General features: G+C 35.0%; 19 protein-coding genes. 13 read left to right on the top strand and 6 right to left on the bottom strand.

Annotated features, from left to right (window positions below):
* From KMW28_RS00165 to KMW28_RS00155, 3 genes are read left to right on the top strand one after another with little or no spacing between them, the layout of a single operon-like run.
* On the top strand, positions 1-801 hold the full coding sequence (locus tag KMW28_RS00165) for a hypothetical protein (RefSeq protein ID WP_169665753.1): 801 nt from the start codon (positions 1-3) through the stop codon (positions 799-801).
* A gap of 1 nt (position 802) precedes the next feature.
* Positions 803-1,171 carry a GntR family transcriptional regulator gene (locus KMW28_RS00160; protein ID WP_169665751.1) on the top strand — a complete coding sequence of 123 codons (369 nt, stop codon included), beginning with the start codon at positions 803-805 and terminating at the stop codon, positions 1,169-1,171.
* A complete protein-coding gene (locus KMW28_RS00155) occupies positions 1,158-1,838 on the top strand; it encodes a hypothetical protein (protein WP_169665749.1) in 681 nt (226 codons plus the stop codon). The genes KMW28_RS00160 and KMW28_RS00155 overlap by 14 nt, the downstream gene beginning before the upstream one ends.
* A 64-nt stretch (positions 1,839-1,902) precedes the next feature.
* Here KMW28_RS00155 and KMW28_RS00150 read toward each other — a convergent pair whose 3' ends face one another.
* A complete protein-coding gene (locus KMW28_RS00150; RefSeq protein ID WP_169665747.1) occupies positions 1,903-3,081 on the bottom strand; it encodes a hypothetical protein in 1,179 nt (392 codons plus the stop codon).
* A 210-nt stretch (positions 3,082-3,291) separates the two neighbouring features.
* Here KMW28_RS00150 and KMW28_RS00145 point away from each other — a divergent pair, with 210 nt between their 5' ends.
* The 3 genes from KMW28_RS00145 to KMW28_RS00135 are packed head-to-tail and all read left to right on the top strand — an operon-like array spanning position 3,292 to position 6,720.
* Positions 3,292-4,029: a class I SAM-dependent methyltransferase gene (locus KMW28_RS00145; protein ID WP_169665745.1), complete on the top strand. Its 738-nt coding sequence runs from the start codon at positions 3,292-3,294 to the stop codon at positions 4,027-4,029.
* Positions 4,030-5,379 (top strand): sigma-54-dependent transcriptional regulator, encoded by a 1,350-nt coding sequence (locus tag KMW28_RS00140; RefSeq protein ID WP_169665743.1) that lies wholly within the window; start codon positions 4,030-4,032, stop codon positions 5,377-5,379.
* A gap of 24 nt (positions 5,380-5,403) precedes the next feature.
* Complete coding sequence (locus KMW28_RS00135; protein ID WP_169665741.1) at positions 5,404-6,720, top strand: sensor histidine kinase; 1,317 nt, start codon at positions 5,404-5,406, stop codon at positions 6,718-6,720.
* Position 6,721: 1 nt separating this feature from the next.
* Here the strand turns inward: KMW28_RS00135 and KMW28_RS00130 are convergent, their stop codons facing one another.
* Positions 6,722-7,660 carry a glycosyltransferase family 9 protein gene (locus tag KMW28_RS00130; RefSeq protein WP_169665739.1) on the bottom strand — a complete coding sequence of 313 codons (939 nt, stop codon included), beginning with the start codon at positions 7,658-7,660 and terminating at the stop codon, positions 6,722-6,724.
* 262 nt (positions 7,661-7,922) lie between these two features.
* Between KMW28_RS00130 and KMW28_RS00125 the strand changes: the two genes are divergently transcribed.
* Entirely contained in the window at positions 7,923-8,516 is a 594-nt protein-coding gene (locus tag KMW28_RS00125) for a sigma-70 family RNA polymerase sigma factor (protein ID WP_066211233.1), read from the top strand.
* A gap of 66 nt (positions 8,517-8,582) precedes the next feature.
* On the top strand, positions 8,583-9,152 hold the full coding sequence (gene gmk, locus KMW28_RS00120; protein ID WP_066211235.1) for a guanylate kinase: 570 nt from the start codon (positions 8,583-8,585) through the stop codon (positions 9,150-9,152).
* Positions 9,153-9,229: 77 nt separating this feature from the next.
* Here gmk and KMW28_RS00115 read toward each other — a convergent pair whose 3' ends face one another.
* The 4 genes from KMW28_RS00115 to KMW28_RS00100 form a co-directional block, all read right to left on the bottom strand.
* Entirely contained in the window at positions 9,230-10,303 is a 1,074-nt protein-coding gene (locus KMW28_RS00115; RefSeq protein ID WP_169665737.1) for an MFS transporter, read from the bottom strand.
* Between the two features lie 51 nt (positions 10,304-10,354).
* Positions 10,355-13,723, bottom strand: a complete 3,369-nt coding sequence (locus KMW28_RS00110) for a cyclic nucleotide-binding domain-containing protein (RefSeq protein ID WP_169665736.1) — start codon at positions 13,721-13,723, stop codon at positions 10,355-10,357.
* Between the two features lie 199 nt (positions 13,724-13,922).
* Complete coding sequence (rho, locus tag KMW28_RS00105) at positions 13,923-15,647, bottom strand: transcription termination factor Rho (RefSeq protein WP_169665735.1); 1,725 nt, start codon at positions 15,645-15,647, stop codon at positions 13,923-13,925.
* Between the two features lie 188 nt (positions 15,648-15,835).
* On the bottom strand, positions 15,836-17,182 hold the full coding sequence (locus KMW28_RS00100) for a neutral/alkaline non-lysosomal ceramidase N-terminal domain-containing protein (RefSeq protein ID WP_169665734.1): 1,347 nt from the start codon (positions 17,180-17,182) through the stop codon (positions 15,836-15,838).
* A 147-nt stretch (positions 17,183-17,329) separates the two neighbouring features.
* Between KMW28_RS00100 and KMW28_RS00095 the strand changes: the two genes are divergently transcribed.
* The 5 genes from KMW28_RS00095 (at position 17,330) to rpoB (ending at position 24,003) form a co-directional block, all read left to right on the top strand.
* Complete coding sequence (locus KMW28_RS00095; protein ID WP_169665733.1) at positions 17,330-18,004, top strand: DUF4136 domain-containing protein; 675 nt, start codon at positions 17,330-17,332, stop codon at positions 18,002-18,004.
* A gap of 27 nt (positions 18,005-18,031) precedes the next feature.
* Positions 18,032-18,610 (top strand): outer membrane beta-barrel protein, encoded by a 579-nt coding sequence (locus KMW28_RS00090; protein ID WP_169665732.1) that lies wholly within the window; start codon positions 18,032-18,034, stop codon positions 18,608-18,610.
* A 66-nt stretch (positions 18,611-18,676) separates the two neighbouring features.
* Entirely contained in the window at positions 18,677-19,144 is a 468-nt protein-coding gene (locus KMW28_RS00085) for a hypothetical protein (protein ID WP_066211249.1), read from the top strand.
* Between the two features lie 164 nt (positions 19,145-19,308).
* On the top strand, positions 19,309-19,896 hold the full coding sequence (locus tag KMW28_RS00080; protein WP_169665731.1) for a TlpA family protein disulfide reductase: 588 nt from the start codon (positions 19,309-19,311) through the stop codon (positions 19,894-19,896).
* A gap of 234 nt (positions 19,897-20,130) precedes the next feature.
* Positions 20,131-24,003 (top strand): DNA-directed RNA polymerase subunit beta, encoded by a 3,873-nt coding sequence (rpoB, locus tag KMW28_RS00075; RefSeq protein WP_169665729.1) that lies wholly within the window; start codon positions 20,131-20,133, stop codon positions 24,001-24,003.
* Positions 24,004-24,127: the final 124 nt, after the last annotated feature.

Here is a 24,127-nt window from a genome sequence, read left to right as displayed (position 1 = left end):
ATGAATAATCTATTTAACCCCCAGCGTTTCGGAAAATATATTTCTTTAGAATTCACTTATAATAAACAGCTATTGTATTACGGTATCACCGCCATTATCTCAGTAATGATTATTGGGTTATACATAATACGTGCTGCCAACGACCAACCTATTACAGCAGGTGATATTACAGCTCTTTTTGTGTTTGCTTATGTTGTATTAGGAATCGTTGTTGTGAATAGAGCTTTCAAAGCCTTTCGATCACAAAAGAAACTGATCACATTTCTTACTTTTCCAGTTTCTCAATTTGAAAAATTCTTTTTCGAATACTTATCAACAGTAATTGTGGGAATTGTCATTTTACCTATATTGATCTTGTTTGCCTATATGGTGGAAGGTGAAATACATAAATTGATTAACCCTGAAATTGGATACATAGGATTGGATTGGATATCAAGTTTATACAATGAAATTTTTCAGGGTGTAGAAAAAGAAATTCACCTCAAAAAATTATTAACAGTAATGATTGTCTTAATGCCTTTAAGTACAATGAATTTGATATTCACAGGAAATTCAGTTTTTACAAAATGGCCTTTGATTAAAACAGTATTATTTGTGGCTGCATTTATGAGTTTTAATGGGTTTTTGGTTTATCTCATTTTTGAAAAAATGGGAGTTGGTGAATTTGTAACAAACGATCACCCGATGTTCTTCTTTTCATCTCCAGAAGCGGCAATCAAGTTTATGATATTCTATCTAATTGTTGCCAATGTGGGATTGATTTACAGTAGTTATTTGAAGTTGACGGAAAAAGAGTTGTAGGATGGAATTTAAAAATACAAAAAGCATTTTCACCCAAATCGGTGATGATGTAAAAGATAAAATAATGGAAGGAGAATACGCGGAGGAAGGTAAAATTCCATCCACACGTGAGTTAGCAGGTATTGTTGGGGTAAATCCCAATACAACAATAAAGGCGTATGCGGTTTTACAACAAGAAGGAATTATTTATACCCAAAGGGGAAAAGGATACTTTGTAAGCCAAGGTGCCAAAGCAACCATTGTAAAAAATAAGCAAGCCGAATTTCTCAATGAAGTTCTACCCGAAACAGTAGATCATGCCCTCAAGTTGGGCATTACCTTCGATGAACTTCAAAACTATCTAAAAGACTTATATCATGAAAAAAAGTAATATATTCTTAATCTCTCTTTTCAGTAGTGTTACACTATTTATTATTTCAGGTGCTATAGTTTCAGTGGCTAGAGGGAAACCTGAACCCAACAATAATAATTTTACGATCAGTGGTCCATCTTATGGTTATGTTTTAATGAGCAAAACAAATTATAAACTGAATGCAAAAGCGGGAGAAAAGTTTGAATTTGTCGTTGGTTTAGAAAAAGGTGAAGAGAAAATTAATCTGCCTTTTATCACTCAAGGAGATACTTTGGTTTTATCTCCTTTACCTGAGGAGTTAGTATCAAAAGTTCGATATGTAGAAATGAAATTTCCTTCTAAGACTATGAATTTTGAACTTAAAAAGGCGCATATAGATATATATAATTCTTCTGCCTCATCATTTAATATCAAATTGGATCAGTCGAAAATGAATATTTTCTCAAAAGAAGATCATTCTTTAGAATACTTGAATATATCTGTTAAAAACAATTCGGATTTCTATTCCAATACACCTTTGAATCATCTGAAAATAGAGATCAATAATTCTAGTTTTAAGAGTTATGGTAGTGTAAAAGAAGTGATTGGTACGGCTAATGATACTGCTAAAGTTTACATTAGTCAGCCAGGAATAACAGATTTTAAAAAGGATGCTTCTTCTAGAGTAAGATTTAATTATAACTAAGAATACTATACATAAGTGTCAAATTAAGTATACCCCATCACTTTCGATGGGGTATTTTTATATCCTATTTTAACCACTGATCGATATTCATTTGCAAACTGTCTGAATAAAACATATCCAAACGATTTTTCGGAGTGCTCATTTCCCAGATTTCTTTATCTGGGCGTGGTTTGTTTACCATTAGATCCCTTCTTTTTACTTCTTTAAAGAAAGCATCGTCCACTAAATGAGGAACTCCTAACATAATTTTATATTCAGAAGTAGGATGATAATACACCATGCCATCAAAAACATCTTCATAATTAAAGTCGTGTGGAGTGAATTTCCAATAATCAAAATGATCTTTTCCAAAGACATTATTTTCAAAGCTAAAACCGATATTATCTTTTCCTAGCACTTTAAAAGCAGCATCCCACTTGCCATCTTGAATATTACTTAATGCAAAAGTGGAATCTGATAATTCATCATCTATACAAAAAGAATTAATAAATACATTGGCCATTTTATCTCCATAATGATCCATCAAAAAGCGTCCAACATTATTAGGCTTTTCATTGTTTGGATACATAAATTGATGTGAAAAAGCATGTCTATAATTCATGATCACCAACGTCTTTTTTCTTTTTGATGTGCTTTCTTTAATCGCATCAAATTTCTTAATGATATAGTTGGCCATGATTTCATCACGGTTAGGAAACTTAGAAGACACCTCACTTGCATAACTTTCTTTATCCAATTCGGCCCACTTCACAGATAAATCGGATGGATAAATTTGAATCTTCTGATCATTAGGTAAAGATTGATTGATGTTTCTGACTTCCTTCAAAAAGTAATAGAAACAGTAATAATTCCATACCGGGTGTAAGCTATTATTTCTGCATATGTACATCAACAAATCCTCTGCCTCTTGGTTAGACATTTCCTCGTTCAAATACTTTTTGATGTTCCCCTCCTGATCTCTTCCACTTGTTTCAATAAAGACCTGTCCAATTTCATCAGAAAATCTTTTGTCTTTCAATACTTCCAAAATCATATCGTATTGAGTCAATTCAGGATGAAGGCGTTCACACAACAGCACCATATCCTTATTATCGAAAAGTTGAAGAATGTAGTCTTTAGCAGATGTATTTTGTGTTTCTAAGAACTGAACATAAGCATCAATTTCTTTAGAATGTGTTGAAGTGGTCTGTGCTTGTAGTTTTACTATTACACCTAATAGTAAGATTAGAAATATCTTTTTCATTATCATTTAATTTATTTAAGTATTTGATGATGATAGACTACAAAATCAATCTAAATTGATTATTTTATTAATTATCAAGTAGTTATGTGGTTTTATTGATGATGTCATGTAAAAGTTTTTCACAGTAAGGTGTAAAAATTTTTTACACTGATGCTTTAAATTTTACATCAACTCCCTTAATTTGAATTATCCACCAACCTAAATAACTCCATGAAAAACGTAAATCAAGAAAATAAAGAGATCTGGAACACCAATGCAGGCGAATGGGATAAAGCCATGGGTGAGTTTGGGAACGATTGGCACTTACAACTCATCGCTCCGGAAACAGAGCGACTTTTGAACTTAAAGGAAGGTCAGTTTCTATTGGATGCAGGTTGTGGGAATGGCATTTTCTCCAGAAGAATGGCCAATAAAGGAGTGAAAGTAACAGCATTCGACTTCTCAGAAACGAATATTGAGTTATCTAAAAAGTATTCAAGCGATAATATCGATTACCATGTATTAGACATGACTTTTGAAGCTGATTTGATTCAGCTGACAGATAAAAAATACCATGGAATTGTGTCGAACATGGTCTTTATGGATGTTCCAGAAGTGGAGACTTTCTTTTCCAAAATCAATTATTTGATGAAAGACGATGGGCATTTTGTTTTTTCTATACAGCACCCATGTTTCAACTCTGAGTTTATGGAGGTGACCAATGAAGAAAATATCTTGATGAAAGGATATATTGATGCGAGTACATCAAAAGGTAAGGCGGTCTCAGAACAAAAAGAAGATCAGTTTTACTTTCATCGGCCGATAAGTTATTACATCAACTTAGGAGCAAAAAATGGATTGGTGGTGGATGCCTGCATCGAACCTACTTTTGAAAAAGAAGTAGGTGGTCCCTTTACTAAATTTCCTCCGATTCTGATCATCAGTATGAGAAAACTAACCAACAACTAAATGAGCAATATTTTAATTATAGATGACAACTTAGCGGTTCATTCGACTTTAGAAATAATTCTGGAACCACATTTTGATAACATCACTTGCTTGGCTGATCCTTTAAATATAATGGGAACATTGGCTACGGAAACCTATCATATAGTGCTTTTGGATATGAACTTTTCTCCTGGACTAAACACCGGAAGAGAAGGTATCCGTTGGCTGAAAAAAATCAAAGAAACGTATCCTCAAATATCTGTTGTCATGATGACGGCTTATGGTCATGTGGAATTAGCGGTAGATGCTTTAAAACTTGGGGCAACCGACTTTATTCTTAAACCATGGGACAATAGAAAGTTGTTGGCTACTTTAAAATCAGCACTTCAGTTGAGTATTTCTAAAAATGAAGTGAAGCAGTTGAAAGAAAAAGCGGAAGCATTGAAGTCGACAGAAGTATTTCCAGATATTATTGGGGAATCTCAAAGCATCAAGAACATGATGTCCTTGATTGAAAAAGTAGCTAAAACAGATACCAATATTCTGATTACGGGAGAAAACGGAACGGGAAAGGAATTGGTGGCCAAAGCGGTGCATCACTTATCCAAGAGACAGAAAGAAAGTTTAGTAGAAGTGGATATGGGTGCTGTTTCTGAAACCCTTTTTGAAAGTGAATTATTCGGTCATGTGAAAGGTGCATTTACCGATGCACATCAGGATAGAATAGGAAAATTTGAGTTAGCGAATAAAGGAAGCTTGTTTTTGGATGAGATTGGAAACTTATCTTTCTCTTTACAAGCGAAATTATTGGCTGCTTTACAAAACCGTCAGATCACAAAAGTAGGTGGAAATAAAGTCATCCCTGTGGATATCCGTTTAATATCGGCGACCAATAAGAATCTTTTTAAAATGGTCGAAGACGAAGAGTTTCGTCAGGATTTGTTGTATAGAATCAATACCATTCAAATTGAAGTTCCTCCATTGAGAGAAAGAGACGATGATGTGATTGTGTTGGCCAATCATTTCAAAGATATTTTGGCGAAGAAATACGAAAAAGGAACACTTTCATTTTCACAAAAAGCAGAGGATAAACTAAAAGCCTATCATTGGCCCGGAAACGTGAGGGAACTTCAGCACACCATCGAAAGAGCCGTAATTCTTTCCGATTCCGATACAATTTCTGATGATCTTCTTATGACTACCGCTTCAGAAAATACTTCTGTGCAAACCCTCAATATGGTGAAAATGGAAGAGGTATTGATTAAGAAAGCCATGCAAAAACATCCAAAGAATGTGAGTGCAGCGGCAGAAGAATTGGGAATTACTAGACAAACACTTTATAATAAAATGAAGAAATTGGGATTGGATTAAGCCTCAATTTTTATCAAATGATCTATGAAAACATCTGGATACATCCTTCTTGGCATTAGTGGAATTCTCTTAATTATCTTGGGAGGACTGATGATGCATTATCAAAATTCCATCAACTTGTTGATAACTTTCGGAATTTTGGCAGGGCTTTTACTGACTTATCAACTGACCACTATCAAAAAGATCATTGATAAAGGATTGTTGATGGTAGAAGCCATAGGCAATGAGGATTTAGGTTTTCTGCATTCGAAGAACTTTAAGTTATTTAATGCACATTATCAACATCGTTTAGAAAAGCTGTATACCTCTTTTGCACGTATCAAGAAGGAAAGTTTGAAGCAGGAGAATTACTTGTTTTGGTTGATTGAACAGTTGGAAGTGGGCATTTGTACTTTCGATGAGCAGGGACATATCCTTCATATCAACTCGGCTTTTAAGGAAAAAGTGAAGTTATCAACACTCACACATGTGAATCAGTTATTATCAAAGACGGCGATTGATCAAAAAGTCTTAGAAAAGGCGGAATTGGAAAATTCTTATCAACTTCCACAATCGAATAAGGTACTTAAGGTGAAAAAGCTTCAGAAGGAAGATCAACAAATCACATTGCTTACTTTACAAGACTTATCCACAGAGTTGGACGATAAAGAATATGCTTCTTACAATAAGTTGATTCGTGTGCTTACCCACGAAATTATGAATGGAATGACGCCAATTATCTCACTTTCTGATGGTTTATTGATGTCATTTGAAGGTGAAAACGGGAATTCTGTGCAATTAGAGCAGGTAACACAAAAAATGCTCGATACCAATGCGAAGAGTTTAAAGGTGATTCATCAACAGGCAGAACAGTTGATGCATTTTACCAACACGTATCGATCGATTACCAAGTTGCCACAGCCTAAAAAAGAAGAAGTGGATGTGGAAATGTTCATCAATCAGCAGGTTGAAAAGGTAGCTGAGCGACTAAAACAAAAAGATATTCACATTGAAGTGAAGAATGTGAATAACTCAGTAATATCACACAGTTTTGATCCCATTTTAATTGGACAATGTGTGCATAATATCCTTAAAAATGGTGTGGAAGCACTTCAAAATGTGGATAATCCTAAGATGAAGATCAAAATTCAAAAAGAAGACCACTTGTCTATTCGAATTGCCAACAATGGCCCTGAAATAGGTGAAGAAGAATTAAAACACATCTTTGTTCCCTTCTTTACGACCAAAGAAAAGGGAGATGGAATTGGTCTGAGTTTAAGTAAACATATCGTTCGTGTACATCACGGAAGTTTACAAGTGACCTCAGACAAACAGAAGACAGAGTTTATAATTAAACTATAATTTAGTTGATCGCCTCTAACACATCATTTGCTTTCAATTTTTTCATACACTCACAAGCTTTATCACCCACACATTTAATGCAAGAAGCATCGTTGGTGACTATTTTTTGAAGATCATTGTGTAGATAAAAAATATCTGTAGCAGCGGAAATAACCAAGACCTTCACTCCCATCGCATAAGCAAAATGAGCCATATCGTTATTATAGGTAATCAATTGATCAGCTTTAGCGATTAGAGCGAGTCCTTCCTCCAAGTCTTCAATTTCGGTGTAATCTTTTACAGATGGTGCTCTAAATAATTCAGGAGATGTGAGTTTTAAAGCTTTGCCTTCCATTTCTGTACCTGCAACAATGTAATTATTTTCGTATTTAGGCAAAGCTTCGATGATTTCGAAATAACGGATCCCTGGCCAAGCCCTGTGTTCTTCGTCTCTATATGGATAGAATAAAAAATTCTTTTCTTCTTTTTTAAACACTCCCCTGAAGAATTGTTCAGGAGCCTCGATAATATTAGTAGAAGTATAACATTCCTCTAAAGGAATATCAAATGCTGTGAGTAACTGGAAATAGGCTTCTAAAAGTGCGGTTGATTTTGATAAATCAATGGCTTTGGTGAGTCTTCGATTGTACCTCCAAGAATACTTTCCTCCGATTCGATTTTCAATTTTTAAATCACGTGCTTGTTTACTTAACTCGTTATTTTCTGATAAAAGAAGAAGGGCATCCGATTGTTCTAATAATTTGGAATCTGCTTCCGTTATAAATGTATTGATTAAGGAAATGTGCTCAGCTATACTTTTTTGAGCTTCTGTTCCCAACCAAATAATTTCCAAATTTTCATTGTACTTCTTAAGAATGGGCAATATTTGGATACCAATGCCAAAATCCTTTAAAAAAGAGTTCCCACTTATAACAATTTTCTTTATTCTTTGTACAATCATAATAATATCATTATCAATACATTACGAAATTACGTTTTAACGTTGCGCAATTCGTATATTGAAAAACCTAATTTATTTAAGCTTGATGAAAAGGTGAGGATCTTTTCAAATTAGCAAAAAGTGATTACTTAAATATTCCTGTAAATCTATAATGCATAGCCTAAATCTATAGATGTGACACTTAATCTATGCATTAATTTAACCCTTTTTCAACTCAAAAAAGGAGCTACAAAGTTAGTTCTTTTAATTAACTCTCAATGCTATGAGTGAGACTACAAAAAAGACATTATCTACTGAGGAACGCATGGAAGTTTTTGACCGTGAGTTTGCTCCACATACAGATTCAATGTACAGTTTTGCCTATCGTTTAACAGGCGATGATGAAGATGCTAAAGATTTAGTACAAGATACTTATATGAAATCGTATCGTTTTATCGACTCTTTCGAGGAAGGAACGAATGCGAAAGCTTGGCTATTCAGAATTTTAAAGAATAGTTTTATTAATGAATACCGAAGAAAAAGTAAGGAACCGTCTAAAATTGACTATCAAGAAGTAGAAACAATATATAATGGCGAAAAAAATGATCCCGCTGTTGTTTCTGGAATGCGTCAGGATAATTCTAAATATAGAATTGGCGATGAAGTAACGACTGCTTTAAATGCTTTAGCGGTTGACTTTAGAATTGTTATCATTCTATGTGATCTTGAGGGATTTACCTACGAAGAAATGTCTAAAATATTGGATATTCCTATTGGAACCGTAAGAAGTAGATTACACAGAGCTAGAAATTTACTTAAGGAAAAACTAGAGAGTTATGCAAAAAAGATGGGATATTCTCAAAAGAAAGCAAACTAAGTGAGTATTCACAATTATAAGTCCTTATCTTTGTGCACTTAAATCTAAAAATTTGCACGTTTAAGCATGAAATCAGGCAAAGTATTTATCTTTTCCGCACCATCTGGATCAGGTAAAACCACCGTCGTTAGACATCTACTAAGTGTTTTCCCAGAATTGACTTTTTCAATTTCCGCGACTACACGTAACCCGAGAGGGGAAGAAAAGCACGCTGAAGATTACTACTTCATATCGGCTGATGATTTTAAAAGTCGTATTCAAAACGATGAGTTTGTAGAATATGAGGAAGTATACGAGGGACTATTCTATGGTACCTTGAAAAGTGAAATCGAAAGAATTTGGAGTCTTGGCAAACACGTTGTTCTAGATGTGGATGTTATTGGAGGCATTAATCTTAAAAAATACTTTCAAGAAAAAGCACTATCAGTGTTTGTTTGTCCACCAAATGTGGAATGCTTGGAAGAGCGTTTAAGAGGTCGTGCAACAGATTCTGAAGAAGCCATCAAAGAGCGTGTGGCAAAAGCAGCAGAAGAAATGCCTTACGGCGATGAGTTTGATGTGCGCCTTATCAACGAAGTTTTAGAAGTAGCTTTAAAAGATGCTGAAAAACTGATCACAGATAAGATTGCAGAGTAAAAGCAAGCTATAAAAGAAATAAAAAGAGCGATGTTTATTGAGTTAAACATCGCTCTTTTTTATACCATCTAAATTTTTTAAAAGAATAATTCAACCATTTTCATTACCCATAAATGAGTCAAAGCAAGAAGACTAAAAAGTATACCTAAAAATTTAGGATGTCCATACCTAGCTATTAAAACGTTTGCGGTTGGCATAATTAATACTTCAACCAAAGCGAATAGAAAAGAAAATAGTATAAAAATATTCGTAGATATATCTTGAAGATTATTCAAGTTTAAAACAATAAAAATAATAGGTATACTAAGAAATAGTAGACAACCAATGCCTAATTTATATTTTGATTTTACATAAATAAAACATGCAATAATGAACGCAATTAAAAACAGAGTATTTGAAAATGTGCTACCTATTTGAACAATTCCTTGAGAACTAAATACGGGGTAAGTTGTTTTACTGAAATATTGAAAAACGAGCCAATAAATTATACTTAAACATAGTATACCAAATATAGCAAGAATTCTTTTCGGTAATTGACCTTTTTGAATATGCTTTGTAGAAATTTCAGCTTCTTTTACAATTGCTATTGGCAGAATAGAAAGTAGTACAAAAAAAGCAGTAATTATAAAACTTATTGTATAACTAAAACTATCTATTATTCTACCTGCAATAAGAACACCTATTAATGAACCAATAATTGTAACTACTGAAAGTCCAAGAAAAGCCGCATCCATTTTTTGGGAGTTGCCTAAATAATATTTAAAGTAATTACTTAAAAAATTAGGTCTATAAAATCCATTACCAATACAGAAAATTCCAAGACCAATAAATAATCCTGTTGTAGAGTTTAAACAAAGAGTTAGGATTCCTAAACCTTGTAGTACTATTCCAAAAATAATAGCATTTTTACTACCTATTACTAGGTCTCCAAGTAGTCCCCCAATAAATTGTGTAGAAAAAAGTCCTACAGTAAAAATACCATAAATATAAAAAGCTTCTACACGACTTAAGTTCATTACCTCACTTGTCATATATAAGACTAAGAAAGATCGAAATCCAAAATACCCTATACCGTTTAATAGCATAGTTAAAGCATTAAAAATCCCAGCTTTATTGCTCGTTTGCTCTGAAGTAATTGCTGATGTGTTCAATTGATTTTAGTTTAATTAAAAAATAGTTTGTATAAAATTAGAGATATGAATTTATATTTTCTCTTTAGTAAACGAAGAAGACTTTTCGTTTTTACGAATTCGTTGCCCCAATACTTTCATGATACCGACCATCAAACTTCTTCTATACCCCATCAAGGCAAGGAAATCGTCTTGTTCAATTCTTAGAAGAACCGAGTCTTTTGTGGTTGTGGCAGAAAGTGTTCTTGGTGATGAATCTAAAATACTTAAATCGCCAAAGAAATCTCTATTGATAAGGTTGGCATAAGTAGATACACCATCATGAAGACGAACTTCCCCTTCATAAATAATGTACATCTCTCTACTCTCCTCTCCTTTTCTGAAAATACTTTTATCTCGTGGGACTCGAATTTCGTGAGTGATACTGGCAATATCCACCAAAACATGTTCAGGTACTTCTCTGAATAGGTTGGTCGATTTTAGTAAGATTACTTTTTCTAGTTCCAATAAAGGCTTCGTTCCTTCACTTAAAATACCCATAATCAATTCTTTTTTCTCTTCTGATACCATCTCATCCAATGTTTTTTCCAATGGAAGATCTTGGTAGTCTAATATTCTTTTTAAACCTATCGCCGCAGGTTCAATTAATCGTAATTCGTCTTTATTTAAAATCTGACCTATAAACTTTAATAAACTTGGCGACATAGTGTCTCTCACACTAATTAAAGCTGTAATTTTAGTCCAAGTATTAAATAGAGGTCGATTGTAGGAGAATGGTCGGATAATCCCTAAAGTGATACTCAATGGATCGACCAAATTGGCCGTATAATAATCTCCAAGCTTCTGCATTTTTACTTCCAAACTGTAATAACCAAGTACGATCATCAGTTTTTGATAGATAGACGGAGGTAATGATTTCCACAGATTCTTTTCGGTTTCTGCGTTCCTCATTAAAGTTTCTAAAGAGTTGTTTCTATCAAATTCTGTTACAGAAGTATCGGTATACAGTTGAGATTCTATTCCGGCAATCAGAAATTCCTGAATGATTCTAATTTTCTCCTCAATCAGCTTCAGTTCATCTTCCAAAGCTTTGATCATTAATTGTCGAACAGGCTTTTCGTGGTTTAATACGTAAATGGCATTACATACCCAATAGTAGTTCGAGAAGAAACGTTCTAAAAGCTTAAATAAAAGGTCAAAATCACTTTTACTTTCAGGAGAATACTTTAACCTTTTCAATGCATTATATGCCGCCATTCTCATCAAAGGCCAAGGGTATTCTACCAATTGCCAAAGAATCTCAAAAGATTTAGGAGATTTAATTTTACCCATCACTTTACATAAAGTAATCAAATAAATCTCTTCCCTTCTTTTGTTGACGAAAAGCTCATTTTCGATCACATTCAGACACTCTTCACCATAATTTATTAGAGAGCGAAGAATAGTATCATTAAACTTATTGTCTTTTAAAAGTGAAATAAGAATAGGAATGTGCATTGGACTTTTTACAATGCTTGTAATCTTTATGGCTCCTTTTACCCTCACCTTATCATCACTTAGTAAGGCATTTAAGATATAAGGTTCACTATCTTTAGGTGATGTTTTTGCTAATACCTCCAAGGCTAACATCGCTTGGAAAACATCGTCGGAGTCAATGGTATTTTTGATAAAATTGAGGGCAATATCCCTCATGTCGTTATCTTTTGATGATAATAAACCATACAAAGCACCCTTTCTTACCTCTGCATCTTTATGATCTATCAAATCAATAATATCCTTGATAAAATCAGGTTTATATTTACAAGTAACGACAATTGCTTTCTTTCGTACTAGAGGATCTATTTCTTCCTTAGCAAGGTGTTCAATAGCAGATTGTATTTTATCTGTCATATTGTTTTCACCAAATTCTATAGAAAAATATCGAATAGCTGCATCAGGGTGACGAAGCATATGTAACACAATCGTCTCATTTTTCTTAGGGTTGATGATCGTATTAGCTTCCAAGGCATAGATAATATCCTCAGGCATTTTTGACATCAACTTAGAATTTAATAGACGGTTGACTTCTTTGTCATGTGTAGCAATTTCGTAGCTTTCCATATCTCTAAGAAGGAAAGCACGGCGAATAATCACTCGATAATCTCTGGAAACCAATTTGGCCATAATCCACCACGAAAGCAGTAAACCAATTAATAACCATACAATAGACATGCTTTCTTCAGAGGAATTATTGATATCCAATATCCACAATAAAACACCTGAAAGGAAAAGTCCGGAAGCACCAAAGAAGCCTCGAATAATTCCATAAGAAAAACCTCTATGTTTTCTCTTTATTGGTCGTAAAATCGATGATTGAACAGTAGTGAAAATAATATTTCTAGTAAAAATAAAAGCAATGGCGATTAAGGAAAGAAGAATTGGTATTTCTGTAGGGTGAAGTCTTAATAACAAGTAAGTGATAATGGTAACTACTAAAAGTACTATAGGTGGAGTATGTAATAATTTTTTGATACCAATATCTTGTAATTTTCTCGTGGTAAAATAAGGTTGAACGATAGAAACAATAGCATAAGCTATAATCAGAATTAAACCTAAAACCATTATCCCTTTTGCAGGAGAGTAAACAGTCATCCTTAAGTCGATCATGAAAAAGTATTCAATAATCGCCCAAACACAAGAAATACTAAGGGTAAGAATACCAATTTTAAAAATATAAGGATTGGTGATTCCAAAGATCCAAAAGCTTTCTGGAGTGTATTTTCTTGATGGTCTTGTAATTTCCCTATGATACCCTTTTAAATGTTCCTCACAATTTTTTGAGGTAAAAATCTGCCATACACTCCAGCCACTAAATACGGACAATAGTACGCCAATAAAAGCAATAGATGATGGACTTAATACCTTACTAATCACAATGGCAAATATAAATCCGGCTAATTTAGAGAATAGTTTGATGGATTTTGCTTTCTCAAAATAAGTGCGATTTTCTGATGTGGTGAAGGTATTTTCAGAAACTGACCAATAGGTACTATCTTCTAAGAAGATGATGATCTTGACCGACATCACAAGTAAAATTATACTTAAGAACTCGGGTCGATCAAAACTTAAATACCAAATGAGGAGTTGAAATAAAATTTTTAAAACACCATAAAAAGTATTGAGGTGTTCTTGCCTCATTCTTCTTTCTAAATAAGCAGTTACTCTGGCTAGAGCCATAATACTTAATCCAGAAAAAATGAAAATGTAAGGTAAAGTATCTACTGCTCTTTCACTAAATAAAAAGGAATAGGCGGTAGAAAAGGCAATAGCAACAGAAGCTCCTTCAAAGGCAAAAAAGAAGATAAGCCAAGTAGGATTATTCTTGCTGAGTACCTGAAAAATCTTAGTGAATATGCTTTTCTCTGGTAAGTAATAATATATTTTGGATGTAATAATGTTCATTTACATCAACTGCTAATTAAAAAATTGGTTGCTTAAAAATTTCTTCAACTTAGGTGTATATCAAGTCGATTGAATAGAGTTTAAATTGGGGTTCAAAGAAAAATATTTTTACCTAAATCAAACTCAAGATTTAAGGTAAGAAAAAAGCCGAAGTAATAAAACATCACTTCGGCTTTTCATAGCGTATATTTTAGAAATACTATTTATTCATGGAGATCAAGAAATCTTCATTAGAACGAGTACCTCTCATATTACTTTGTAAGAATTCCATGGCTTCAGTCGATTTCATATCAGACATCATTCTACGCATAATCCATACACGTTGTAATGTATCTTTATCCATCAACATATCTTCTCTACGAGTACCCGACATTGGAATATCAATAGCAGGGTAAACACGCTTGTTCGCCAGCTTTCTATCCAATTGAAGTTCCATGTTACCTGTACCTTTGAATTCTTCAAAGATAACTTCGTCCATTTTAGAACCGGTATCAATTAGGGCAGTAGAAATAATAGTTAAAGAACCACCGTTTTCTACGTTACGAGCTGCACCAAAGAATCTTTTTGGTTTGTGTAAAGCGTTTGCATCCACACCACCAGAAAGGATTTTACCCGATGAAGGAGCCACTGTGTTGTATGCTCTAGCCAAACGAGTAATCGAGTCCAATAGAATGACTACATCATGAGAACATTCTACCATTCTCTTTGCTTTTTCAAGTACTAACGAAGAAACCTTAACGTGTTTGTCGGCAGTTTCGTCGAAAGTTGAAGCAATAACTTCTGCATTTACACTACGCTGCATGTCTGTTACCTCTTCCGGACGTTCGTCAATTAGAAGGATAATCAAATAACATTCAGGGTGGTTTTGTGCAATTGCATTGGCCACTTCTTTAAGAAGTACTGTTTTACCAGTTTTAGGCTGTGCTACAATCATACCACGTTGACCTTTACCAATAGGAGCAAAAAGATCAAGGATACGTGTAGAATATATTTGAGGTTTTGTAGATAAGTGTAATTGGTCTTGAGGGAACAATGGAGTTAAGTATTCAAAAGGAATACGGTCTCTAATTTCCTCAGTAGTTTTACCGTTTACGGTATCTACTTTTAATAAGGCAAAATATTTTTCACCATCTTTTGGAGGACGGATACTACCTTTTACAGTATCACCTGTCTTTAGTCCAAATAATTTAATTTGAGATGGAGAAACATAAATATCGTCAGGTCCAGCCAAATAATTATAATCAGATGATCTTAGGAAACCGAATCCATCAGACATAATTTCCAAGACACCTTCGCTATCGATTACACCATCAAAATCTTTTACAGAAACTTTAGGTTGTTCTTTTTTAGGTTCAAGTGCTTTTTGTTGACTTGCTGTTTCTTTTTCTTGCTCTAAGGTTGGTAGCCCTTCATCATTGTCATCATCCAAGAACATATCGAAATCAGGCAAATCGTCGAATGCATCAATACCTAAATCGATTTCTTCCATCGACATAATATCGTCGTGGGTTACTTGAACGTGTTGTTGTTGTTGATTCCCCCCTTTCTTCTTTTTCTTATTACCAGCTTTTTGAGGCGGAGGCGTTTTCTTAACATTCTCTCTTTTCACTCTTTGGGCTGGCTGACTTTGTTGTTTGCGTCTTGTTAACCTTTTTTCAGGTGCTTTATCTGAAGGGGTAGATGGAGCAGTTTTTTGAGTAGTCTCTTTATCGTTAGAGGCAGGGGCTGCTGGCTGTTTTGTTTCAGGGGCAGGTGCAGCAGATCCTTCCGGAGATTTTTTCTCGGAAGTAGCATTGACATGCTTCTCTATTCTTTCAATTAACTCTTTCTTGCGAAGGTTACTGAAATTTTTCATGCCAAGACTTTCTGCAATATCCTTTAATTCGGATAGCAATCTAGCCTCTAGTAGCTTTCTTGTATACATAAAAATTAATGATGACAGTTTTGTGGCTGTCGCGTATGAAATACTTTTTCAGAAGAATTTATAAAAATAAGGTGTGAGATATGAAGCTATCTTCTTTTATAGTCGTCACCAGAAGGAATCGGTGTCGGACTGTTCTTTATTTTATGAAGCTAATTTAAGCCAATAATGTTATTGGTACAAATGAAAAATTAATTTTCTATCAATTCTTTAATAATATCACCAAAATATGCCCCATATTCCGGTCCTACCCAGTTCATTTCGCGAATTTCGAAGCTTTCAAGCGTATCATAATATGCATCGCAAGTGATGTAACCAACATAGTTACCGTTAAAACTTGTCAGCATAAAGTGTTCATTTTTTTGTTTTACCAGCTTATCATATTCATAATCAATAGCAATTTCACCCGATATATCAGAAGGTGAAGCAAACCAATTGATGTTTCCTAATTTCAGTAAAGTGATATCACCTTCTAAACCGCCAGAAGCGGAACGAAATACCCAATCTCTTACTTTTAAATGCTTTTCTATACGTACTTGTGAGGGACGAAAATCAATAGGCGTTTTTTGGATGATAGTGTTAACTACAGCTTGAGTTGGAGTTTTATCCCATATATTCAAGATAGAATCTGATAAAACTTTACCCATATTTTCTAATCTAGAGAAACAATCATGATTATGATTTGGGTCTGCAGGACCGTGACTTGCTACCATACCAGCACAGAAAGCGGCAAAATCAATTTTATCTGAGGCTTCTAAGTAACTAACCCATGCACCAGGGTAATCTCTAGAAAGAATCCAATAGTTCATTTCAATATTGGTTGGGTGAGCATTGTATGTAACAATAGCTGCATTTTTACCATCTTCTCTCGTGATTTTTATTCCACGAATAGAATTCTCCTTCCGACCATTGTGTACAATTCTATTATTCACCCATTCTGGCGATTCAGATTTTAAGAACCCAACGCTCCCTTTACTTTTATGTTTTCGTGCTTCTACAATAGCTTTAAAAGAGGCCTCTGTAATTTTATTAGTACCCACTTCCGAGAATAATCCCATAGCAGCATTTCCTATAGCACTTGGATCAAATCCTCCCATACCATTATGCGTATGAGTAGCAGAAAACATCACATCATCTGTCGTTAAGCCAATCGTATTTAGTTTTGTCTCTAAACGTTTTCTTACCTCAATAGGAAAAATCATTAAATCTAAAGTAAGTACAATAGATTCTCTTATGCCATCATCAAAAGAAAAAGCCCTTGCGTACAAGGAATCTCTTACCATTCTGTATGGACCTCTAAATCCATAGCCAGCCAGTGGTAAAGGTTCACCTTTAGGGATAATACATTCTGAAGACCAGCCTACAAGTAGTGTGTCTTGAGAAGGTATAGCTTTATTTAATTTTTTTACTGTTTCATGGACGTTATCCATGGTTACCTTATACTCTTCGGTAGAATGTATGGGGGTACGGTCTATTCTACCTATTAGCACTAGGGCAATAACGATAAGAACAGCAAGGGAAACTAATAATTTTTTCAATGTAATTACAGACTGTTTTGTATCACAAAAATAGTAATAGGAGGCTATTTATTCAATTTTTTAAAATAATCATCTTAAAATATTTCTATTTGATATAATCCATTTATATTTGCTAATATTAACATTTATATAACTCATTTTTTAATCATGAAAAATCTTATTTCTAAGATAGCTGCATTCTTCACTATGCTTGCTTTGCTTCAAAGCTGTTACCCAGGTGGAGCGGAATATACAAGCGATTTGGATATTGCAGTTTCTCAGTTTTCTTCCCAAGAAGATTTGCAAGGTTACAAGACCTATTATCTGTTTACTGATTCTATGGCTATTGTTGGTAACTCATCTGATGTGTTAACACAACCAGAGCAAGCCATTATCATTAATAACACGGATGATTTATTGCAGAATAAATTAGGCTTGTCAAAAATCACAACTCCAACAGCAGAAAACAGTGCAGATTTGTACATCTATTTAACACAAATTGCTGTTCAACAATCAGGAGCTATTTGGAACCCTCCAATTTATCCAGGTTACCCGGGATGGGGTTATCCAGGTTACCCAGGTTGGGGTTACCCAGGCTACGGTGGTGGTTACACCTATTATTCTTACAGCAACGGAACAATCTTAGTAGATTTCGTTGATGTTAAAAAGACTATTGCAGAAAACGAAGGTAAGCCTGATGAACAAGACTTTACTTTAATTTTAGGTTGGCAGGGAGCATTGAACTCTGTTTTATCTCGTTCTAACAATGTTCCTTTAGTTAATGAAGGAATTAGCGTTTTATTCGATCAATATAACACAGCAAAATCAGGATCTGATAATTAATACTCATCATCAAAAAGAAATTTAATCATGAAAAAATTTATCGTATCCTTAATTTTTGCATTGGTAGGATATACAGCTTCAGCACAAACAGAATTTATGATCACTTACCAAATGGGATTACCTGTTGGAGAAACTAGTGATTACGTAGGTGCATTTAGTGGTAGAGGTATGGGTCTTGAGTGGAGACACCATTTAACTACAACTCCTGTGTCTTTTGGCTTCTCAGTAAACTGGAATGTTTTATATGACAAATCAGAAGACCGATATGTTGGTGATGGTGTAATTGCAGATGGTAAACAATACCGTACAATGAACATTGTTCCTATTCTAGGACATGCACATTATTACTTCAATAAAGACGGTATCTTAAACCCTTATGCAGGTGTAGGTGTGGGTACCTATTATATAAACCAAAGAACAGAATTTGGTCAATGGGCCATTGTTGAAAAGAATTGGCATTTTGGTGTAGCTCCTGAAGTAGGTGTTATTGCTGATGTGAGTTCTTCATTAAATATGTTGTTTAGTGTAAGATATAACCATGCATTTAAAGCAGGTAACTCTATAGATCACTCTTACGTTGGATTCAACATTGGTTTAGTTTACTAAAAAAAAAGATTTTTGATATCATCCTGACATTAACTGTAATGTCAGGATGAATTTTTATTTGATATTATGAAAAAGTTATTCATTTCTTTCTTACTATTTTTTGGATTTGTTTTCGCTTCACAAGCACAAAACATTGATGCTGAGACAATCAAGACAGTGATCAAAACTGAAAAGAGAATCTTCTTTACAGAAAACATGAATCTTTCTTTAGAAGAAGCAGGTACTTTTTGGGCATTGTATGATGAATACGAATTGGCTTCCCAAGAATTAGTAAGAGAAAGAACACAATTGTTTAAGTCTCTAATTAATGATACAGATGGTATCACTGACGAGGAAGCAACAACGATTGTAGATAACACTTTAGAGATTCAAGCTAAAAATTTGAAACTGAAAAAGAAATACATCAAGATGATGAAAAAGCAATTATCACCTAAAACAGTGGCTCGTTTTGTTCAATTAAACGAATTGGTGAATAATTTCTTGAAAACTCAGATTCTTGCAGAAATGCCTGTAATTACTCAAGATCCTCAATAGTAGTGATTGTTAAGTAACAGTCATCACATAGAATGATATTTGAAACCTCTACTTTTGTAGGGGTTTTTCTTTTTACAGTAATATGTCATGATTAATAAATACTAAAGACTAATTATAAAGTCAATCAAAAATATTTTTACCAGAAATAGATAACAATCTAATTTATGAACAAACAAAAAATTATTAAGGAACTTAAATCCTGGGGTATAATCGTAAGTGTATTTGGTGTGTTGTATTTTACAGGCTTACATGTTGAAGTATTTGGATTTATACAACGGTTAACATTAGCTACCGGATTAAGAAACGCAGATGCCGATACAGAAGAGAGAGGTAGATATGGAAGTACAGACTATAAATGGATGCTGCAAGATTATACTACTGGAGAAAAAGTAAACCTTGAAGAGTTTAAAGGGAAAACGGTATTTTTAAATGTTTGGGCAACATGGTGCCCTCCTTGTGTAGCAGAAATGCCAAGCATTGAGGGATTGTATCAAAAACTAAAAGACAATGAGGATATAGTTTTTGTGATGTTGAGTGTGGATGAAAAGCCTGAAAATGTGGGTGAGTTTATGAAAAGAAAGAAATTTACCTTTCCCGTTTATCAAGAAATAACTTCAACTCCTTCCGTTTTTCAAACAAGAAGTATCCCCACCACCTTTGTATTTGATAAGAATGGAGAGATCATCTTTAAACATACAGGTATTGCCAATTACGATACCGAGGATTTTGTAAAAATGCTCACATCTCATTGACTTTATTTTACTTATTTAAAATTATTCGTAAAACTAATAGGGTAAAAGGTATGACTTTAGTAACTTTTATCTATATTTGCAAGTTGCATGTAAAATATATTCTTTTAATTGCATAAAAAGACACTTTTACAAGCAAGTAAAATACATTTTGCGCCCCTGTTACATAGGTTATATACGGCTTTTATAATCAATTTATTGTAACAGATAGTTTTGAAACTTAAAAAGAAAACCACCTTGGCAACATTCAAGAACGGTAGAAAGAATTTTGCGAAAGCAAAGAGAGTTCTAGATTATCCAGATTTTCTAGACGTACAGTTTAAGTCATTCCATAACTTCTTCCAAATCGATACTCCTCCGGAGTTGAGAGAAGACGAAGGTTTGTACAAAGTATTCATGGAGAATTTCCCTATTACGGATTCTCGTGAAAACTTCTTATTGGAATTCATCGATTACACAATTGATCCACCGAAATATACGGTTGACGAGTGTGTAGAAAGAGGTTTGACTTTTAGTGTACCTTTAAAAGCAAAATTAAAGCTTTCGTGTAGCGATGAAGATAATGAGGATTTTGAAACCATTGAACAAGATGTGTTCTTGGGTAACATTCCTTATATGACAAGAAGAGGATCATTTGTAGTAAATGGTGCGGAACGTGTAATCGTTTCTCAACTTCACAGATCTCCTGGTGTTTTCTTTGCACAATCAAAACACACAAACGGTACGAAACTTTACTCTGCAAGAGTAATTCCTTTCAAAGGATCATGGATCGAATTTGCAACTGACGTGAATAACGTGATGTATGCTTATATCGACCGTAAGAAAAAATTCCCTGTAACAATGCTTCTTCGTTCGATCGGTTATGGATCGGATAAAGATATCTTGGATTTATTCGAGTTATCAGAGGAGATCTCAGTATCTAAAGAAAACTTAGCTTCTTTAGAGAACAGAACATTGGCTGCTCGTGTATTGAAAACATGGACAGAAGACTTCGTAGATGAAGATACAGGTGAAGTAGTATCAATTGATCGTAACGATGTAATCTTAGAGCGTGACCACATCATCTCAGAAGAAGATCTTGAAATGATCGAAGATTCTGGCGTTGGTTCAGTAATCGTTCACAGAAAAGATATCAACATCAACGATTTCCGTATCATCTTCGATACGTTATCTAAAGATAATTCAAACTCAGAGAAGGAAGCGGTTCACCAAATCTACCGTCAACTTCGTAACACTGAGGCTCCTGATGATCAGACTGCACGTGATATTATCCAAAACTTATTCTTCTCTGACAAACGTTATGACTTAGGTGAAGTTGGTCGTTACAAACTTAACCGTAAGTTGAAGACAGAGACGAGCATGGACATCCGTGTGCTGACAAAAGAAGATATTGTCAAAATCATCAAGCACTTGATCCACTTGATCAACTCAAAAGCTGTTGTCGATGATATTGACCACTTGTCAAACCGTCGTATCCGTACTGTAGGTGAGCAATTGTACTCACAATTCGGTGTTGGTTTAGCGCGTATGGCACGTACAATCAAAGAGCGTATGAACGTTCGTGATAACGAAGACTTTAAGCCAGTTGACTTGGTAAATGCTCGTACGTTATCATCAGTAATTAACTCGTTCTTCGGTACCAACCAGCTATCTCAGTTCATGGACCAAACTAACCCTCTTGCAGAGGTTACGCACAAGCGTCGTATCTCAGCATTAGGACCAGGTGGTCTTTCAAGAGAGCGTGCAGGTTTCGAGGTTCGTGACGTTCACTACACTCACTATGGTCGTCTTTGTACTATTGAGACACCAGAAGGTCCAAACATTGGTTTGATTTCGTCATTAACTGTATATGCGAAAGTAAACAATATGGGCTTCATCGAAACTCCTTACCGTAAAGTAACTAACGGTGTTGTTGATATTGAGGACGCTAACGTTACTTATATCTCAGCAGAGGAGGAAGATGAGAAATTTATCGCACAAGCGAAAACTGATCTTGATGAGAATAACCGTTTCGAAGAAGAATTTGTAAAAGTTCGTTACGAAGGTGACTTCCCATTAAAGACTCCAGAGGAAATTGACTACATGGACGTTGCTCCTAACCAAATTGTATCGATTGCCGCATCAATGATTCCTTTCTTAGAGCATGATGATGCCAACCGTGCCTTGATGGGATCAAACATGCAGCGTCAAGCAGTGCCATTATTGAAGCCTGAAGCTCCAATCGTAGGTACTGGTTTGGAAAGAAACGTAGCCATTGACTCTCGTACAGTTGTTCTTGCTGAAAAAGATGGTGTAATCGATTCTGTTGATGCTAATTCAATCAACGTTCGTTACGATCACTCGGATGATGAGTGGTTAGCTTCTTTCGAATCAGAAGTGAAGAGCCATAACTTGATCAAGTTCCGTAGAACGAACCAAGATACTTGTATGAACATGCGTCCAATCGTGAAGAAAGGACAACGTGTTTCTAAAGGTGATGTTCTTTCAGAAGGTTACTCTACAGAAAATGGCGAATTGGCAATTGGTAAAAACTTACTAGTAGCCTTCATGCCTTGGCAAGGTTATAACTTTGAGGATGCAATCGTAATCTCTGAGCGTGTTGTACGTAACGATGTTTACACATCATTACACATTGTAGAGCACGAATTGGAAGTACGTGACACTAAACGTGGTGAAGAAGAATTAACTTCTGAAATCCCTAACGTTGGTGAAGAAGCAGTGAAGAACTTGGACGAAAACGGTATTATCCGTGTTGGTTCACGTGTTCGTCCTGGCGACATCCTTATTGGTAAGATTACTCCAAAAGGAGAATCTGATCCAACTCCAGAAGAAAAATTATTACGTGCGATCTTCGGTGATAAAGCAGGTGATGTAAAAGATGCATCATTAAAAGCTTCTCCATCATTGATCGGTACAGTAATCGATACACGTTTATTCGCTCGTCCTAAGAAAGACAAAGAATTACGTGCTAAGGCTAAGAAAGAAGTAGAGCTATTGAAAAAACAATACTCTCGCGACTTGAAAGGCTTAGAAAATAGAATGATGGCTAAATTGGTGGAACTTCTTGACGGTATGACTTGTCAAGGTGTGAAACACAAGTTTGGTCAAGAGGTAATGAGTGCAGGAGTTACTTTCTCTGAAGCAAATATCTCTGAAAACATCTTCCCTGGTGAGAACCCATTCCGTGATGACTCATCGTATGCAGTTGCTGAAGAAGCGAACCTTTTAGGTGACCTTATCTTGGATAACTGGACTGATGATGCTCGTGTAAACGAATTGGTAAGATCTACAGTGAAGAACTATGTAAATGCTCGTAACGAAGTAACAGGTTACTTCAAGCGTGATAGATTTACATTAGAAGTGGGTGACGAATTACCAACTGGTATCGTGAAACTTGCTAAAGTTTACATCGCTAAGCGTCGTAAATTGAAAGTAGGTGATAAGATGGCCGGTCGTCACGGTAACAAGGGTGTTGTTGCGAAGATCGTACCTGAAGAGGATATGCCATTCTTGGAAGACGGTACTCCAATGGACATCTGTTTGAACCCACTAGGTGTACCTTCTCGTATGAACATCGGTCAGATTTACGAAACAGTTCTTGGATGGGCTGGTTTGAAAATGGGTAGAAAATATGCCACTCCAATCTTCGATGGTGCTTCTGAAGAAGAAGTAGTAGCGGAATTGAAAGAGGCTGGTCTTCCTGATTATGGTCGTGCTCAATTATACGATGGTTTAACAGGTGAGCCATTCCACCAAAGAGTATCTGTTGGTGTAATGTACATGCTGAAACTAGGTCACTTAGTAGATGACAAAATGCACGCCCGTTCTATTGGTCCTTACTCGTTGATTACTCAACAACCTCTAGGTGGTAAGGCACAATTCGGTGGTCAGCGTTTCGGTGAGATGGAAGTTTGGGCATTAGAGGCATTCGGTGCAGCTAATGTACTTCGTGAAATCTTAACTGTGAAGTCTGACGACGTTCAAGGACGTGCGAAAGCATACGAGGCAATTGTTAAAGGTGACAATATGCCTAACCCGAATGTTCCAGAATCATTCAACGTATTGGTTCACGAACTTCGTGGTCTAGCTCTAGAAATTACGCTTCAGTAATCAAAGAGCCTATGACAAGACTACAAAGCCAAAATGTATATACCTGTGGAGAGCAATCTCCACAGGTTTTTTGTTTTAAATACTTTGGTAGAACTATAATTTAAAGTGTTAATTATAGAATAAA

This window comes from Flammeovirga yaeyamensis (assembly GCF_018736045.1).
GTDB classification, from domain to species: domain Bacteria; phylum Bacteroidota; class Bacteroidia; order Cytophagales; family Flammeovirgaceae; genus Flammeovirga; species Flammeovirga yaeyamensis.
This window is presented reverse-complemented; position numbering and strand designations above follow the sequence as displayed.

Bases quoted from the DNA above. Each gene is read 5' to 3' on its own strand.
- KMW28_RS00095 (WP_169665733.1), top strand. From the start codon at position 17,330: ATGAAAAATCTTATTTCTAAGATAGCTGCATTCTTCACTATGCTTGCT.
- KMW28_RS00145 (WP_169665745.1), top strand. From the start codon at position 3,292: ATGAAAAACGTAAATCAAGAAAATAAAGAGATCTGGAACACCAATGCA.
- KMW28_RS00135 (WP_169665741.1), top strand. From the start codon at position 5,404: ATGAAAACATCTGGATACATCCTTCTTGGCATTAGTGGAATTCTCTTA.
- KMW28_RS00150 (WP_169665747.1), bottom strand. From the start codon at position 3,081: ATGAAAAAGATATTTCTAATCTTACTATTAGGTGTAATAGTAAAACTA.
- KMW28_RS00160 (WP_169665751.1), top strand. From the start codon at position 803: ATGGAATTTAAAAATACAAAAAGCATTTTCACCCAAATCGGTGATGAT.
- gmk (WP_066211235.1), top strand. From the start codon at position 8,583: ATGAAATCAGGCAAAGTATTTATCTTTTCCGCACCATCTGGATCAGGT.
- KMW28_RS00085 (WP_066211249.1), top strand. From the start codon at position 18,677: ATGAAAAAGTTATTCATTTCTTTCTTACTATTTTTTGGATTTGTTTTC.
- KMW28_RS00155 (WP_169665749.1), top strand. From the start codon at position 1,158: ATGAAAAAAAGTAATATATTCTTAATCTCTCTTTTCAGTAGTGTTACA.
- KMW28_RS00140 (WP_169665743.1), top strand. From the start codon at position 4,030: ATGAGCAATATTTTAATTATAGATGACAACTTAGCGGTTCATTCGACT.
- KMW28_RS00080 (WP_169665731.1), top strand. From the start codon at position 19,309: ATGAACAAACAAAAAATTATTAAGGAACTTAAATCCTGGGGTATAATC.
- KMW28_RS00090 (WP_169665732.1), top strand. From the start codon at position 18,032: ATGAAAAAATTTATCGTATCCTTAATTTTTGCATTGGTAGGATATACA.
- KMW28_RS00125 (WP_066211233.1), top strand. From the start codon at position 7,923: ATGAGTGAGACTACAAAAAAGACATTATCTACTGAGGAACGCATGGAA.
- KMW28_RS00165 (WP_169665753.1), top strand. From the start codon at position 1: ATGAATAATCTATTTAACCCCCAGCGTTTCGGAAAATATATTTCTTTA.
- rho (WP_169665735.1), bottom strand. From the start codon at position 15,647: ATGTATACAAGAAAGCTACTAGAGGCTAGATTGCTATCCGAATTAAAG.
- KMW28_RS00130 (WP_169665739.1), bottom strand. From the start codon at position 7,660: ATGATTGTACAAAGAATAAAGAAAATTGTTATAAGTGGGAACTCTTTT.
- KMW28_RS00110 (WP_169665736.1), bottom strand. From the start codon at position 13,723: ATGAACATTATTACATCCAAAATATATTATTACTTACCAGAGAAAAGC.